This is a genomic window from Micromonospora sp. NPDC049047, assembly GCF_040649135.1.
Classification (GTDB): Bacteria; Actinomycetota; Actinomycetes; order Mycobacteriales; family Micromonosporaceae; genus Micromonospora.
In genome coordinates, this window is record NZ_JBEZEY010000009.1 from 172,153 (window position 1) to 187,693 (window position 15,541).

The 15,541-nt window shown below is 72.6% G+C and carries 13 protein-coding genes; 8 read left to right on the forward strand and 5 right to left on the reverse strand.

The genetic code is table 11. The features are described 5' to 3' along the window. Positions 1-16: 16 nt before the first annotated feature. From AB0B86_RS16985 to hemB, 5 genes are read left to right on the forward strand one after another with little or no spacing between them, the layout of a single operon-like run. Positions 17-787 carry a redox-sensing transcriptional repressor Rex gene (locus tag AB0B86_RS16985; protein WP_357406671.1) on the forward strand — a complete coding sequence of 257 codons (771 nt, stop codon included), beginning with the start codon at positions 17-19 and terminating at the stop codon, positions 785-787. Continuing rightward, positions 784-2,181, forward strand: a complete 1,398-nt coding sequence (locus tag AB0B86_RS16990; protein ID WP_357406669.1) for a glutamyl-tRNA reductase — start codon at positions 784-786, stop codon at positions 2,179-2,181. The genes AB0B86_RS16985 and AB0B86_RS16990 overlap by 4 nt, the downstream gene beginning before the upstream one ends. Beyond that, positions 2,178-3,146: a hydroxymethylbilane synthase gene (gene hemC / locus AB0B86_RS16995; protein ID WP_357406667.1), complete on the forward strand. Its 969-nt coding sequence runs from the start codon at positions 2,178-2,180 to the stop codon at positions 3,144-3,146. The genes AB0B86_RS16990 and hemC overlap by 4 nt, the downstream gene beginning before the upstream one ends. After that, positions 3,143-4,723 carry a uroporphyrinogen-III synthase gene (locus AB0B86_RS17000; protein ID WP_357253884.1) on the forward strand — a complete coding sequence of 527 codons (1,581 nt, stop codon included), beginning with the start codon at positions 3,143-3,145 and terminating at the stop codon, positions 4,721-4,723. Before hemC ends, AB0B86_RS17000 begins: the two co-directional genes overlap by 4 nt. Positions 4,724-4,743: 20 nt before the next feature. Next, entirely contained in the window at positions 4,744-5,727 is a 984-nt protein-coding gene (gene hemB, locus AB0B86_RS17005) for a porphobilinogen synthase (RefSeq protein WP_357406665.1), read from the forward strand. On the opposite strand, the gene AB0B86_RS17010 is transcribed toward hemB, so the two are convergent. Together AB0B86_RS17010 and AB0B86_RS17015 are read right to left on the reverse strand one after the other, a co-directional pair. Further along, positions 5,678-7,204: a DHA2 family efflux MFS transporter permease subunit gene (locus tag AB0B86_RS17010; RefSeq protein ID WP_357418508.1), complete on the reverse strand. Its 1,527-nt coding sequence runs from the start codon at positions 7,202-7,204 to the stop codon at positions 5,678-5,680. The two genes, hemB and AB0B86_RS17010, sit on opposite strands and share 50 nt — an antisense overlap. 8 nt (positions 7,205-7,212) lie before the next feature. Next, positions 7,213-7,788 (reverse strand): NAD(P)H-dependent oxidoreductase, encoded by a 576-nt coding sequence (locus tag AB0B86_RS17015; RefSeq protein WP_357406661.1) that lies wholly within the window; start codon positions 7,786-7,788, stop codon positions 7,213-7,215. Between the two features lie 57 nt (positions 7,789-7,845). On the opposite strand from AB0B86_RS17015, the gene AB0B86_RS17020 reads away from it, so the two are divergent. Both AB0B86_RS17020 and AB0B86_RS17025 read left to right on the forward strand, forming a co-directional pair. Beyond that, entirely contained in the window at positions 7,846-8,193 is a 348-nt protein-coding gene (locus tag AB0B86_RS17020; protein WP_357406658.1) for a MerR family transcriptional regulator, read from the forward strand. Between the two features lie 370 nt (positions 8,194-8,563). Beyond that, positions 8,564-9,067, forward strand: coding sequence for a helix-turn-helix transcriptional regulator (locus AB0B86_RS17025; protein ID WP_357418510.1), 504 nt, complete (start codon positions 8,564-8,566; stop codon positions 9,065-9,067). 57 nt (positions 9,068-9,124) lie between these two features. Here the strand turns inward: AB0B86_RS17025 and AB0B86_RS17030 are convergent, their stop codons facing one another. From AB0B86_RS17030 to AB0B86_RS17040, 3 genes are all read right to left on the reverse strand, one after another. Further along, complete coding sequence (locus AB0B86_RS17030; protein ID WP_357418512.1) at positions 9,125-12,403, reverse strand: lamin tail domain-containing protein; 3,279 nt, start codon at positions 12,401-12,403, stop codon at positions 9,125-9,127. Between the two features lie 93 nt (positions 12,404-12,496). After that, positions 12,497-13,513 carry a GNAT family N-acetyltransferase gene (locus AB0B86_RS17035; protein ID WP_357406769.1) on the reverse strand — a complete coding sequence of 339 codons (1,017 nt, stop codon included), beginning with the start codon at positions 13,511-13,513 and terminating at the stop codon, positions 12,497-12,499. A 72-nt stretch (positions 13,514-13,585) separates the two neighbouring features. Beyond that, positions 13,586-15,133, reverse strand: a complete 1,548-nt coding sequence (locus tag AB0B86_RS17040) for a lytic murein transglycosylase (RefSeq protein ID WP_357418514.1) — start codon at positions 15,131-15,133, stop codon at positions 13,586-13,588. Between the two features lie 54 nt (positions 15,134-15,187). Between AB0B86_RS17040 and AB0B86_RS17045 the strand changes: the two genes are divergently transcribed. Beyond that, positions 15,188-15,403, forward strand: a complete 216-nt coding sequence (locus AB0B86_RS17045; RefSeq protein WP_357406651.1) for a zinc ribbon domain-containing protein — start codon at positions 15,188-15,190, stop codon at positions 15,401-15,403. Positions 15,404-15,541: the final 138 nt, after the last annotated feature.

Below are 15,541 nucleotides of genomic sequence, written 5' to 3' on the forward strand. Positions count from 1 at the left end.
CACCGCACGGAGTCTCATGAGTCAGCACCGTCACCCAGGCGCGCCCGGCCGCGCCGGTGCCGTACCAGCGCTCCCGGATCTGCCCGAGGCCACCGTCGCTCGGCTCCCGGAATACCTGCGCGCGCTGCACAACCTCGCCGACACCGGGCACGAGACGGTCTCCAGCGAGGGCCTCTCCGCGGCCGCCGGCGTCAACTCCGCGAAGCTTCGCAAGGACCTCTCCCACCTCGGCTCGTACGGCACCCGTGGCGTCGGCTACGACGTCGCGCTGCTGATCGAGCAGATCGAGAATGTGCTCGGGCTCACCCAACGGCGGGCGGTCGCCCTGGTCGGCGTGGGTAATCTCGGTCACGCTCTGGCCGGGTACGACGGCTTCGCCGGCCGGGGCTTCCGGATCGCCGCACTGCTCGACGCCGATCCCTCCCGGGTCGGCGAAGAGATCAACGGGCTGGTGGTCAGGCATGTCGACGAGCTGGCGACGGTCGCCGCGGAGGAATCCCTCGCGATCGGCGTGATCGCCACTCCGGCCGCCGCCGCCCAGCAGGTCGCCGACCAGCTGGTCGCCGTGGGCGTGACGAGCATCCTCAACTTCGCGCCGTGCGTACTCTCGGTTCCGGAGGGGGTCGACGTGCGCAAGGTCGATCTCGCCATCGAGCTGCAGATTCTGTCCTTCCACGAGCACCGCAAGGCATCGCTGACCGCGCTGCCCGCCACCGGCGGGTCCGCTCTCACGGCCCTGCCGGGCGGGTTCGCGGCCACCGACACCCAGGAGGCGATCGGCACGTGAAACTGCTCGTCGTCGGCGCGTCCTACCGGACCGCCCCGGTCGCCACGCTTGAACAACTGGCCGTGCCTCCCGCCGACCTCACCCGCACCCTTGATCGCCTGATCGCCCAGCCCTACGTGGCCGAGGCGGTGATCGTCTCCACCTGCAACCGGGTGGAGGTCTACGCCGCCGTGTCCGGTTTCCACGGCGGGCTCGGCGACGTCTGCGCCATCCTGGCCGAGCAGGCCGGCAGCTCGCCGACGGCGCTCGCCAGCCACCTGTACGTGCACTACGACACCGCTGCCGTGGAGCACGTGTTCCGGGTCGCCACCGGTCTGGACTCGATGGTGGTCGGCGAGGCGCAGATCCTCGGCCAGTTGCGTGACGCGTACCACTGGGCCACCGGCGCCGACTCGGCCGGCCGCCTGCTGCACGAGCTGATGCAGCAGGCGCTGCGGGTCGGCAAGCGGGCCCACGCCGAGACCGGCATCGACCGCGCCGGCCAGAGCGTCGTCACCGCCGCGTTGGAGTTGGCCGCCGGGCACCTCGACGGCGATCTCGCCGGCCACCCGGCCCTGGTGGTCGGCGCCGGCGCGATGGGCTCGCTCGGGGTGGCCACGCTGTCCCGGCTGGGCGCCGGCCCGCTCACCGTCAGCAACCGGGGCGCCGACCGGGCCGTCCGGCTCGCCGAGTCGTACGGGGCGTCCGCCGCGCCGATGGCCCAGCTGACCGACACCCTCTCCACAGTGGACATCGTAGTGGCCGCCACCGCGTCCACCGAACCGGTCCTCACCCGGGCGGTGGTCAGCGCGGCGCTCGCCGAACGGGACCCGCTCCGGGGCCCGCTGGTCCTGCTCGACCTGGCCGTCCCGCGCGACGTCGGGGACGGGGTCGCCGAACTGCCCGGCGTCGAGGTGATCGACATCGACCGGATGGCGGCGTTGCTCGCCGACGGTCCGGCCGCCGCGGACGCCGCCGCCGTCGAACGGATCGTGCTCGGCGAGGTGGAGAGCTTCCTCACCTGGCTGCGCGGCGCCGACGTCGCACCGACCGTGGCCGCGCTGCGCGGCCGGGCCGACGACGTGGTCACCGCCGAGCTGCGCCGGCTCGCTCAGCGTCGCCCCGACCTCGGCGACGACCTGCGCGCCGAGGTTGCCCGTACGGTGCACCGGGTCGTGCAACGGCTGCTGCACCAGCCCACCGTCAAGGTCCGCCAGTTGGCCGCGGAGCCCGGCGGCGACCAGTACGCGGCCCTGCTGCGTGAGCTGTTCGACCTCGAGGTGCCGCAGACCTCCCCGGTGGACACCGTCCCGGACGTGCTGACCCCCGACCTCGGCATGGCACTGCCCGGCATCGACCCGGTGCCCGCAGCCGACGCCACCGAGCCCACCCCACCCACCGGAGGTGCGCGATGACCGCCCCCCTGCGCCTCGGTACCCGGGGCAGCGCCCTGGCGATGGCCCAGTCCGGTCAGATCGCCGAGGCGCTCACCGCCGCCACCGGCCGCCCGGTCGAGCTGGTCGAGGTGGTCACCGCCGGCGACCGTTCCAACGCGCCGGTACACCGGCTCGGCGTCGGGGTGTTCGTCTCCGCGCTGCGCGACGCGCTGACCGCCCGGACGATCGACTTCGCGGTGCACTCCTACAAGGATCTGCCCACTGCCGGCACGGCCGGGCTGCACATCGCGGCGGTGCCGGCGCGGCAGGACCCGCGTGACGCGCTGATCGCCCAGGGCGGGCGGACGCTCGCCGAGCTGCCGCCCGGCGCCACTGTGGGCACCGGCGCGCTGCGCCGCATCGCCCAGTTGCACGCCCTGGGGCTGCAACTGGAGGTCACCCCGATCCGCGGCAACATCGACACCCGCCTGGCGCGGGTGCTCGGCCCCGAAGCCGACCTCGACGCGGTGGTGCTGGCCCGGGCCGGGCTGGCCCGGATCGGTCGCACCGACGCGATCACCGAGACGCTCGACCCGATGCTCATGCTGCCCGCGCCCGCCCAGGGCGCCCTGGCAGTGGAGTGCCGGGTCGACGACCAGGACCTGGTCGAGCTGCTCGCGCTGCTCGACCACGCACCGTCGCGCGCCGCGGTCACCGCGGAACGCGCGTTGCTGGCGACCCTGGAGGCCGGGTGCAGTGCACCCGTCGCCGCCTACGCCGAACTCGCCGAAGGTGACGACGGCGATGAGATCTACCTGCGCGGGGCGGTGATCAGCCCGGACGGCACTCGTGACCTCCGGCTGTCCCGCACCGGAACGCCCGCCGACGCGGCGGAGATCGGTAAGGCACTCGCCGCCGAACTCCTCGACCTCGGCGCCGACTCGATCCTCGGCCACGAAGGACACACCGGCCCGGGGACCCAGCAATTTGGGAGCACAGAATGACCCGCACCCGTAAGCCTGTCGGCCGTATCGCGTTCGTCGGGGCCGGCCCCGGTGACCCAGGTCTGCTGACCCGTCGGGCGCACGACGCCCTGGTCGACGCCGACCAGGTGATCTACGACCGGGGAGTCCCGGAGTCGTTGCTCGCCGTCGTACGCGCCGAAGCCAGGGACGACGCCGAGTTCACCCCCGCCGAAGGTGCGCCGGGGGACGTGGCGAAGGTGCTGATCTCCGCGGCCCGTTCCGGGTTGAACGCGGTGCACCTGGTCGCCGGCGACCCGTTCGGCCACGACTCGGTGGTCAAGGAGGTGCAGGCGGTGGCCCGCACCGCCGCCCACTTCGAGGTGGTGCCCGGCGTCGGTCAGGCCGAGGGTGTGGCCACCTACGCGGGTGTTCCGCTGCCGGGTGTGCGTACCGCCGCCGACGTCGAGGACGTCAGCGCACTCGACTTCGAGGCACTGGCCGCGGCCGTCGGCCGGGGTTCGCTCGCGCTGGCGGTGGACGCCGGTGACCTCGCCGCCGTCCGGGACGGGCTGCTCTCCGCCGGGGTCGACGGCACCACAGGCGTCGGGGTGACCGGCGACGGCACCGGCGAGACCCAGTACACGACCACGTCGACGGTGGACAGCTTCGTGGCCGCCGCGCTCGGCTTCACCGGCCGGGTGGTGCTCACCGTCGGTGTCGGGGTGGGTCAGCGCGACAAGCTGAGCTGGTGGGAGAACCGCCCGCTGTACGGCTGGAAGGTGCTCGTACCCCGGACCAAGGAGCAGGCCGGCGCGATGAGCGCCCGGCTGCGCGCGTACGGTGCGATCCCCTGTGAGGTGCCGACCATCGCGGTCGAGCCGCCGCGTACCCCGGCGCAGATGGAGCGGGCGGTCAAGGGCCTTGTCGACGGCCGGTACGCCTGGGTGATCTTCACGTCGGTGAACGCGGTCCGCGCGGTCTGGGAGAAGTTCGCCGAGCACGGCCTGGACGCCCGGCACTTCGGCGGCGTCAAGATCGCCTGCATCGGTGAGGCGACCGCGGACGCGGTCCGCGCGTTCGGCATCCAGCCGGAGCTGATCCCCGCCGGGGAGCAGTCCTCCGAGGGGCTGCTCGCCGAGTTCTCGCCGCACGACGAGATCCTCGACCCGGTGGGCCGGGTGCTGCTGCCGCGCGCCGACATCGCCACCGAGACGCTCGCCGCCGGGCTCACCGAGCGGGGCTGGGAGGTCGACGACGTGACCGCGTACCGGACGGTGCGGGCCGCGCCGCCGCCCGCCGAGATCCGCGACGCGATCAAGTCGGGCGGGTTCGACGCGGTGCTCTTCACCTCGTCCTCCACCGTGCGCAACCTGGTCGGCATCGCCGGGAAGCCGCACGCCCGGACCGTTGTTGCCGTCATCGGGCCCAAGACGGCGGAGACCGCTACGGAGTTCGGCCTGCGGGTCGACGTCCAGCCGCCGCACGCCTCGGTGCCCGACCTGGTGGAGGCGCTCGCCGCCTACGCCGTCGAGCTGCGCGAGAAGCTGGCCGCCATGCCGGCCAAGCAGCGCCGTGGCTCGAAGGTGCAGGGCCCGACCGCCCTGCGCTTCCGGTAGTCGTTCGAGGAGGGCCTGCCATGTCGTACCCCGAGACCCGGCCCCGCCGGCTGCGCCGCACCCCGGCGATCCGCCGGCTGGTGTCCGAGACCCGGGTCGACCCGGCCGAGCTGGTCGTGCCGATGTTCGTCAAGGAGGGGCTCACCGAGCCCCGCGCCATCGGGTCGCTCCCGGGAGTGCTCCAGCACTCCCGGGACTCGCTGCGCAAGGCGGCGGCCGAGGCCGTCCAGGCCGGCGTCGGCGGGATCATGCTCTTCGGGGTGCCGGAACGGCGGGACCCGACCGGCTCCGGCGGCATCGACCCGAACGGCATTCTCAACGTCGCCATCCGTGACGTGGTCTCCGAGGTGGGCGACAGCACTGTCGTGATGAGTGACCTGTGCCTTGACGAGTTCACCTCGCACGGGCACTGCGGGGTCCTCACCCCCGACGGTGAGGTCGACAACGACGCCACCCTCGCCGCGTACGCCGAGATGGCGGTGGCCCAGGCCGCCGCCGGGGTCGGCATGGTCGGGCCGTCCGGGATGATGGACGGCCAGGTCGGTGTGGTACGCAAGGCGCTCGACGCCGCCGGACACCAGGACGTCTCGGTGCTGGCGTACGCCGTGAAGTACGCCTCCGCCTTCTACGGCCCGTTCCGGGAGGCGGTGGAGTCGGCGCTTGAGGGCGACCGACGCACCTACCAGCAGGATCCGGCCAACCTGCGCGAGTCGCTGCGCGAGGTCGCGCTCGACGTCGCCGAGGGTGCCGACCTGGTGATGGTCAAGCCGGCGCTGCCCTACCTCGACGTGGTGTCGGCGGTCCGGGCCGCGGTGGACGTCCCGGTCGCCGCCTACCAGGTCTCCGGTGAGTACGCGATGGTAGAGGCCGCCGCCGCGAACGGCTGGATCGACCGGGAACGCGTGATGCTGGAGACGCTCACCTCGATCAAGCGGGCCGGCGCGCAGATCATCCTCACCTACTGGGCGGTCGAAGCCGCCGGTCTGCTCCGCCAGCGCTACTGACCGATTCCGCCGGTTCCGCCGGGGTGGCCGCCTCGTCGGCAGACGCGACGGCGGCCGGGAGCCTCCGGCTGGTCAGCCAGGCGAGCGCCAACAGCACTGCCGACACCGCAAGCGCGAGTCGGGTGGCCTGCGCCAGTTCCGGCGCGAAGCCGAGCCGGCTGGCCGGGTCGAGCCGGTTGGCGGCAGTGATGCCCCCGCCGCCCAGGCTCGGGGCGAGCCGGTCCGCCAGCCAGGTCAGGGTGGCGGCGATCAGCGCCGTGCCGGCCGCGACCGAGGTGTGCGACACGGTGGTCAGCAGCGTGGAGCCGGACGGCAGGTCGTCGGGCGGAAGTGACCGGCTGGCCGCTGTCATCGTCGGCATCAGCGTCGCGCCCATGCCCAGGCCGATGACCGCACCAAGCGTGGCCAGCAGCGGGTACGACGTGTCGGCGTCGAGCACCAGCACCCGGGCCACCGTGCCGGCCACCGCGGTGGCGATGCCCAACCCGACCACCCGCCGCGCCGAGACGCGATCGACGAGCCGGGTCGCGACCTGGAGCATCAACCCGGTGGTCAGCGCCTGCGGAATGCCGATCACCCCGGCCAGGGTGGCCGAGTCACCGCGTACCACCTGCACGTAGGCCGGAATGATCAGGAACGAGCCGAAGTACCCGGCGGCGAAGAACGCCACTGTCGCCGCGCCGGGAGTCATCCCCGGCGCGCGCAGCACGGCCAGGCGCAGCAGTGGCTGCCGCACCCGGCCGGACCGCCAGGCGAAGGTGACCACCAGTAGGACGCCGAGCACGAACGGCAGCAGCACGGACACGGTGACGACCTCGCCCCGCTCGCCGGTGACGCTGAGCCCGTACACCGCAAGTGCCAGGCCGGGGCAGAGCAGCAGCAGCCCGACGACGTCCAGCCGGACCGGTGGTCGTCGCGGGTCGGCGACCGGCAGCACCGACCGGCCGAGCAGCAGCGCCAACAGCCCCACCGGGAGGTTGATCCAGAAGATCCACCGCCAGGACGCGTGATCGAGCAGCAGCCCACCCAGCACCGGCCCGATCAGGGGCCCGACCAGCACCGGAAGGCCGAGCAGGCTCATCATCCGTCCGCGCCGTCCCGGTGGCACCGCGGCGAGCGCGACGGCCATCCCGACCGGGTTGAGCAGTCCGCCACCCAGCCCTTGGAGCACCCGGAACGCGATGAGCGACCCGACGCTCCAGGCGGCCCCGGCCAGGACCGAGCCGGCGGTGAACAGCAGCAGCGCGGTCAGGTAGGTGCGGCGGGCGCCGAAGCGGCCGATCGCCCAGGCGGCGGTGGGCATCACCGCGACCAGGGCCAGCGCATAGCCGCTGGTGACCCAGCCGATCGTGGTGAGGTTGGTGTCGAGGTCGTCGATCAGCCTGGGCAGGGCCACCACGGTGACCGTGGTGTCGATCACCGCGAGCAGCCCACCAAGGGTCAGGTACCAGCCGAGCCGTCGTGCGGACGCGTCCATGTCGCGGCTCAGGCCCGAATCCGGCGGGCGGTGCGCAGCGCCTCGGCCCACCAGGCCAGCTCGCTGAGCGTGGCGTCGGCGGCCTGCCGCAGCGGCTCGTCGTCGACGAGCCGGCCGGCGGCGTCGAGTCGCTCCCACGGTGACCGGAGCACCACCCCGGAGCGGGTCGTGGCGGCCTGCACCTCGGCGAAGACCAGCCGGAGCTGCTCGACAGCGCGGATGCCGCCGGAGCCGGCGCCGTACGACACGAAGGCCACCGGCTTGCGGGCCCACTCCCGGTAGTGCCAGTCGATGGCGTTCTTCAGGGCGGCCGGGAAGCTGTGGTTGTATTCGGGTGTCACCACCACGAACGCGTCGGCGGCGGCCAACCGGGCGCTGATCGGGCTTGCCGAGTTGCCCCCGGGAGGGGTGTCGGCGAACGGCAGCGGCACCTCGGCGAGGTCGACGAGGTCCAGGTCGAGGTCCGCGCGGCGGCTGGCGTGGGCGACGAACCAGTCGGCGATCGAGCGGCCCACCCGAGGCTGCCGGACGCTCCCGACGAGCACGGCGACTGTCGGCGGAACGGTGTCCTCTTGCGTAGTCATGCCTCGCACGCTAGGACTTGAACAAATGGTGAAGTCAATGGCTGCGGGGAAGTGGCGATGGGCACGTTGACGGTCGGCGAGGTGGCCCGGGAGAGCGGGGTGAGCGGCTCCGCCGTGCGGTTCTACGAGCGGCAGGGCCTGATCGCGGCGGCCCGCACCGGCGGCAACCAGCGGCGGTTCGACGCCGACGCGGCCTGCCGGATCAGGGTGGCCCGGGTGGCCCAGCGCGTCGGCCTGACCGTCAACGAGATCCGCGACCTGCTCGCGGCCCTGCCACCCGACCCTCAACTGGCCGACTGGCAGGGCCTGCACGATCGGCTGACCGCCGAGGCCGAGCGGCGCATCCGCGACCTGCACGCGGCACTTGACGACATCGGCTCCGGTCGCCGGCTCTGCGACCTCTGACCCCGCCCGTCCGCGAATCGTCGACCGCCGCTCGCGCCCCGACGGTCAGGGCAGCTGCCCCGGCTGGTCGACCACGGCCATCCGGATGACTGCGGCAAGCAGCTCACTGACCCAGGCCCAGGCCCAGGCCCAAGGCCCGCCCAAGGCCCGCCCAAGGCCCGCCCAAGGCCCGAGGGCCGAGGGCCGAGGGCCACCCTGACGTCCTTTGCTCTGCTTCAGCGGAGGCAACGCTAAGAGCCTCACGCTGTCGCCTCCGTTGAAGCAGAGCAAAGGATGCGTCGGGGGTGCGGCGAGCCCCTGAGCCGGCCAGTTTTCCACAGGGTTATCCACAGGGGTTGAGAGGCGGGTCTCGACCGAGAATGGTTGTCGGATGGCTTCCGCACTCGTTCCTCCTCCGCCATCCGGCCCGACCGTCGGGCGGTTTCCCATCACCGGCCTGGTTCGGCGGGCCCGCCGGATGAAGGGGTTGGGTCAACGCCAGATGGCCCGCTTCGCCAAGGTCTCACCGTCGACAGTGGGCAAGGTCGAGGCCGGCAGTCTGACACCGAGTCTGGCGGTGCTGGAGCGCCTACTCGGTGCGGCCGGGCTCTATCTGGTGGTGGTGGACCAGGAGGGCCGGGTGATTCGACCGATGGCCGACCGCGACGACGTTCACGACGGCGCCGGACGCCGCTACCCCGCCCACCTCGATACCATCCTCGATCCTGAGCCGGGGGAGTGGTGGGGGGACATCTACGGTCTGGCACGGCCACCGGAGACTTACCACCGCAACTCGGCGGACCGCGAGGCGCGGCGCCGACGCAGCCAGTGGGAGGTGCGGGTCGCGCAGCATCGGCACCTGCCGCCGCCCCCGATCATCGACGAATACTACTGACATCGCGAACGGCCCACCCTCCGGGGAAACCGGACGGTGGGCCGTCAGCGCCGTCGTTCAGTCGTCGTTGGTGATGGTGCCGACCGCGAGCGGGTCGGCAAGCCGCAGGCCGGGCACGCCGGCCACCAGCAACGTCAGTTTCTCGTCCGATTCCCGCTTCCGGTCACCGCGCACGGTCACCGGGAAGGCGACCGACGTCTGGCCGGCGGCCAGCACCCGACAGCCGGCGTACGGCTCGAAGTCCGAGCCGGCCTGCGCCGTGAGACCGACGGTCGCGGCGCAGAGCAGCACCGGCTGCGACAGCGGCCGGGACACGGTCGCGGTGAAGGTGAGCTGACGGGTGCCCTGATCGCCCTCGACCACCGACGTGTCGGCGACTGTCAACGATGCCCGGGACCGGAACCGGGCCACCTGCGGGTCGTGGTCGCTGGAACCCCGCGACCCGTCACCGGTGAACTCGGCCGGCCAGTCGGCGTTGATGTGCGCCGCCCGCACCTGCACCAGATCGCCGTAGAACGCGTCGTTGACGAACAGGTGATCGAGTGTCTGGGCCTGCCCCTCGAAGCTGTACGAGTACGCCGACGCGGGCACCTCCGCGACCAGGTTGTCCCACAGGTTGTGCAGACCCGCCTCGTAGAGCGGCGCGAGCTGGTCCGATGGCGTGGGTTGCGCGCCGGTGGCGATGGGATCGTCCGGGCGGGGGAAGACGTTCAGGTCCCCGCCGTAGACCACCCGGGCGTCCTGGTCGGCCGCCTCGATCGCGGTGACGATCGCCGCGCCGTAGCGTGCCTGCTCCCGCCGCTGCCCGATCCGACCGTCCGGACCGGAGGAGTAGTGGTTGCTCAGCGCGTACAGGGTGAACCGCTCGGTCGAACCGGGTGCCGCGGCCACGCTGAACTTGCCCAGCTGGGGTGCCCGGGTGAAGACGTTGTTCCCGTCCTTGCCGGTAGACGTGTCCACGTCGGCCGGCAGCACCGCGTTGAGGGCCTTGGGGTTCTGCACGTCGGCGTTGCCTGGCAGACCTGCGGCGCGGTACTGCACGGTCGGCGTCGCGCCCAGCAGCGGGTCGCTCGCCGTCGCGGCCGCCAACGACAACCGGTCGGTGCGGTACAGGAACGCTGCGGTGATCCCGCGGGCGTCCGCGCCGGTCCGGTCATAGGCGGCGGCGTACGCCGGCCCGCCGGTCGCCGCCACCCTGAGCGCCAACTCCTGGATGCTGTCCGGAGCGCCGTCTGCGTTGTTGGTGTCGCCGCAGGCCAACGCAGCACCGGAGACCGTGCAGATGTCCTGGTCCTCGGCCTCCTGCACCAGGATCAGATCGGGCGCGTGCAGATCCTTGACGATCTGGTCGGCGAGTGCGCCGAGCTGTTGCTGGTACTCCGCCTCGCTGCTCGGTACGTAGTCGAACGGCGGGTCCACACCCGGGCAACCGGCGTTACCTGTGAAGTCACAGCCGTCGAACGGGTCGTCGCGGTAGTCGTACAGGTTCTCCACGTTGTAGGTGGCGACGGCCACCTCCTGCGACCGGTCGGCGGGCTTCGGCGGGTTGTTCTTCGACGGATCGGCCCCGGCGGCGAACTCGGCCCGCTCGACCTGGACGCCGTACTTCTCGAACGAGTAGTAGACCCCGCCCACCGCGTCCGCACCGAGCGTGTCGAAGGTGTGCGCGGGCGGCAGCAGCGCGGCGCTGTCCCCGGCGGTGGCCTTCACGCCCATGCTGCCGAGCAGCGTCCGGTGACCGTTGCCGTCATCGAAGCGGCGGGTCGGGTCGTTGTCGAGCGGGTGCGAGTCCCGGAAGACCCGCCGGGCGTACGGGTCGGCGCGGTCCAGCAGCGGGTCGTCCCGGTCGACCACCCACAGCTCGGCGTCGGCGGTGGAGGAGAAGACGTCCCGCCCGCTCACCGCGCCGCTGCCCGCGCGTACCCGCATCCGGGCGCCCTCGTGCCGCTCCCAGAAGCGCAGCGCGGCGGTCAGCTCGGCCGGCGGCACCGCGTCGGTCACCGCGACCGTCGAGTCCACGTTCAGACCGGTGGCGATCCGGCGGACCAGCGACGCGCCGGAGAGTTGGGTGAAGTTGTAGTACTCGGACACCCGGGCGCGGAGCACCACCTCGTCGCCGACGGTCGGGACGTAGCCGCCGACCAGCGAGGTGAACCCGCCCATGAACACGAAGATCCCGTCGGAACTTGTCGGGTCGTCGTCGGTGTCGCCGGTCCGACTTTGCAGGAAGAAGCCGTGCTGATCCGCGCCGGCCGACGTGCGGGCCAGCGTCAACTGGGTGATGACGCCCCGCACGTCGTACAGCGTGCTGCTGGTGCCGTTGCCGCTCGCTGGTGCGAGCGGCGACCGGTCGGCGGGGCCGGACTCGGTGTCGGTGGTCGGACCCTGCACCTCGCCGACGGTCAGCTCCCGGGTCACCTGCACGGTGAGTGCGCAGGTGGCCGTGCCGGCGTCCGCGTCGGTGGTGGTGAGGATGACGGTGTACGCCCCGGCGGCGAGGTCGGCGCTCGCGCCGATGGTGGCACGGGCGGTGCCTCCGACGCCCTCGGCCGGGGTGAACGCGGTGCGGGTGACCGAGCCGGCGGACGGGGTCGGGCTGACCGAGGTCACCGCCAGGTCGACAATCGTGTCGTCGGGGTCGGTGCCGGTGACCTCCCGGCTCGCCGCCGTGCCGGCGCTCGTGACGAGCGGGCCGCCGCAGGTGAGCGTCGCCGGGACGTCGACCGGGCCGCCGCCGTCCACGGTGTGCGCGCCGAGGCCGTCGAGGGTGTCGACCGGGAAACCGGCCCACTGTGCGGCGGTGTCGAACGCGTCAGTCGGATCGGTGTCGCCGCTGGTCACGGCCGGCAGCCGGCGCAGGGTGTTGTCAGCGGTGCTGGTGACGCCCGCGCCCCACTCGGTGCCCGGGTCGACGCCGACCTGCCCGATCGAGTCGAGGACCGTGCTGCCCCGGAGCAGCACTACCGCGTCGTCACCGTTGAACAGGCTGGCCCCGGTGGTCTGGTCGGCCTGGGCGAGGATGGCGGCCCCGGCCGAGGCGCTGGCGAACACGAACACGTCACCGGCGGACACGGTCCCGGTCAACGCGATGGTGGTGGCCGTGGTCGAACCGTTGAAGTAGAGCTGGAGGCGGTAACCGCCGGCGGTGAGGTCGACCGGGGTGCCGGTGCCGTTGAACAGCTCGATCGCCTTGTTGTTCGACGAACCCTCGACGTACTCGGAGATGAACAGGTCGGTGGGCGCGGCGCTGGCCGCGGTGGGTGCGACGCCGAGCGCCGTGATGGTCACGGCGGCGGTGGCGGTCGCGAGCGCGGCGATTGAGCGGCGCTGACGCATGGGGCCTCCACGATGGGTGGATGGGGGTCAACGCACGTTAAGGTGCCCGATGGGCCACCGTCCATCCCCTAGTGGACAGTTTGGTGAATTCCCTCAGCGGGGCGGATCGAGTCGGTGCACCAGCTCAGCGACGTCGACGCTGTATTCGCACCACTCGCGGTCCGGTCGGTAGCCCAACTCGGCGTTGACCTTCAGCATCGCCTCGTTGGCCTGCGCGTTCCAGGTCTGCACCTCGATCAGCTCCGGCTCGGCGGAGCGCAGCTCAAGCAGCATCCGGGCCTTGATGGCCCGATCGATGCCGTAGCCCCGGTGGTCCTGCGCGACGATCGTGTCGTACTGGTCGGCGCGGGTCGGGTGCTGCGCGGGCACCACCACCTCGGTCAGGCCGGCCACCTCGCCGCTCTGCTCGTGTCGGGCGAGCACGATGTACGGTTTCATCCCCCGCCGGTGCAGGGTGTCGAGGCTGTCGCGCAGCCGCTCCGGCTCGTAGGAGCTGGGCCGGAGCTCCCCGTCGTCGACGTCACGCACCTCGGCCTTCGCCCGCGCGTACGCCTCGATCAGGTCGTCCGGCGGCCCGCCGGGGAAGAACTCCAGGTGGTAGCCCGCCGCGATGCCGGTGGCCATCTGCGTCAGCTCGGCCCAGTCGACAGCGGTCAGGTCGAGCACGCTGCGCGTCTCCACGTACTCCCTGATGAAGCCGAGCGACTCGTAGAAGGCCACCGCCGGCGTGTCGCCGACCACCTCCACCCCGATCGACTGGAAGCCCTCCTGGTAGACCCGGCGGGCGGCGCGCAACACCAGGTCACGACCGAGACCGCCGCGCCGGACCGACGGGTGCACAAGCACCTCGAGTACGCCGATGTCACCGAGGAGCAGCACGTGAACCTGGCCGAGCACCGCGCCCGGATCACCGGGACCGGTCGGCTCGGCTTGGGCGATCCACGAGATCCGCCGTTCGCCGGGCATCACCTCGGCGAGGTATTCGCGCAGTGAGGTCTCCCGCCACGGCGGATCCTGCGGCAGATCGGCCGCCAGCACCGCGTTCAGCGTGACAAGCAGCGACGCGATCTCGGCGGACGACGCGGTCCTGGGGTCCCACTCGCGCACCATCACCCGTCTAGCTTGCCGCTAACAGAGGCCCGGGGGAAGTGTCCAGTTCTCCAACGTATCGAGACGATCACTTCACGGGCGACTGGCCCGTCCGTACCGGTTGGCGGTGTCGTAGACGTCCTGGGCGTACCGGCGTACATCGTTGTAGGACAGGATCGCGTTCCACCAGTCGGTCGGGATGCTCAGGTTGCGACCACCCTTGCAGAGGTAGTTGCCCGCGGCCAGGGCGGCGTCGTCCAGGTCGTGCGGGTCCTTGACCCCGTCGTTGTCGGCGTCCGCGCCGATCTCCTGCCAGGTGGTCGGGATGAACTGCATCGGCCCGATCGCCCGGTCGAGGGTCAGGTCACCGTCGAGCACCCCACGGTCGGTGTCGATGATCCGCATCCGGCCGTCCTTGCCGTCCAGCGGCAAGCCGATGATCTTCGGGAGCGCCTTGCCGTCCTGTCCCAGGCGCGCGCCGTTGGCGGAGCCGTGCCCCGATTCGACCTGCCCGATCGCGGCCAGCGTGGTCCAGCTCAGCGCGCAACTGCGGTTGGTCTGGGCGAGCATCAGCTCGGCGTAGCCGTACGCCTGCATGGCGACGGCCGGAATGTTCACCTTGGCGCCAACCTGCTGGGCCCAGCCGGCCAGGGCGTCCGACGGCCGCCCGCCGCCCCCCGGCCCGATGCCGGGGCTGCTGGGCAGTCCGCTACCGGGCAACCCGCCGCTCGGTAGTCCACCGCTGGGCAACGGGCCGGTGGGTAGCCCGCCGCTGGGTAGCCCGCCACCCGGTGGTCCGCCGCTGGGCACCGGGCCGCTGGGCAGGCGGGGCGGCACCCCGGGCGGCACGGTGGGCGTGCCGGAGGCATCGGCAGCGACCGGGTGGGGTGCGCGGATCGTGGCCGGCACGAGCAGGGCGCCCGCCGCACCGGTTGTGGCCACCAGCGCCAGCAGGAAGAGGCCGGGCAGGGTGAGCCGACCACTCGGTCGGCGGGACCAGGCCCGAGTCGCGCGGACGGCCGAGGCGGCCACCTGACGCGGCGGTAGCCGTACCGCGTGCGCGAACGGCACCCGCCGCCGCCGGGCGGGATCGGATGCCGGCACGGCGGACAGTTCGTCCACACTGGTCTTCGCCAGCTCCGCGACGCCCACGGTGCCGGTCTTCGCGTCGTCGGCGGGTGCGTCGGCTTTCGTGCCGTCGGCAGGCCCGCTGGGTTTCGCATCGTCAACGGGTGCGCTGGGTTTCGTGTTGTCGGTGGGTGCGGCGGTCCCGGGGGCCGACACCTGCGTGTCGGCACTGCCCTCGGCGACCGGCGCGGGCTTGCCCGGGCCCTTCGTGTCGGCGCCGGCCGCACCCGCGTCCGAGCCGGACCTGGTGGCGTCGGTCGGGCCGGAAGCGGTGGTGTCGGTCGGGCCGGACGCTGTGGCGTCGGTCGGGCCGGACGCGGTGGTGTCGGTCGGGCCGGACGTGGTGGCGGGTGTGGTAGGCGTACTCGTGGTCCGGCTGCTCAGCCAGGGCCGGCGGGGGCGGGGCACCGCCCGCACCGGGTCGGGCGCGGCCCCCGAGCCCTCGAGTGGCCCGTCCAGCGGCGCGGCCGGTCGTAACGGTTGCACACGCGTGTCGTCCTCGCCGTCCACCACCCGTCGAGTATCACCCATCGTCCGCCGGACGTCAGTTCCCCGTACCCTGGCTGCATGCCCCGGTACGAGTTCCGCTGCCGCGCGTGCGGCGACACATTCGAGGTCAACCGTCCGATGGCGGCGGCCGCTGACCCGGCCGCCTGCCCCCAGGGACACGCCGACACGGTCAAGCTGCTCTCCGCGGTCGCGGTGACCGGCCGCGGTGGGGTCGCCGGTGGCGCCCCGCCATCCGCCGGTGGTGGGTGCTGCGGGGGCAGCTGCGGCTGCTGATCGGAGCAATTCGCCGCCACCTGGTGGGCTGTCCTTGCCGGGAACGGGCCCGAGTGGCACTTTGAGGCGGCATCTGCCCGACCGTTCTCACGATGCGTTACCGCTCGGACTCAGGCAGCATGAACCCGACGTCACGGG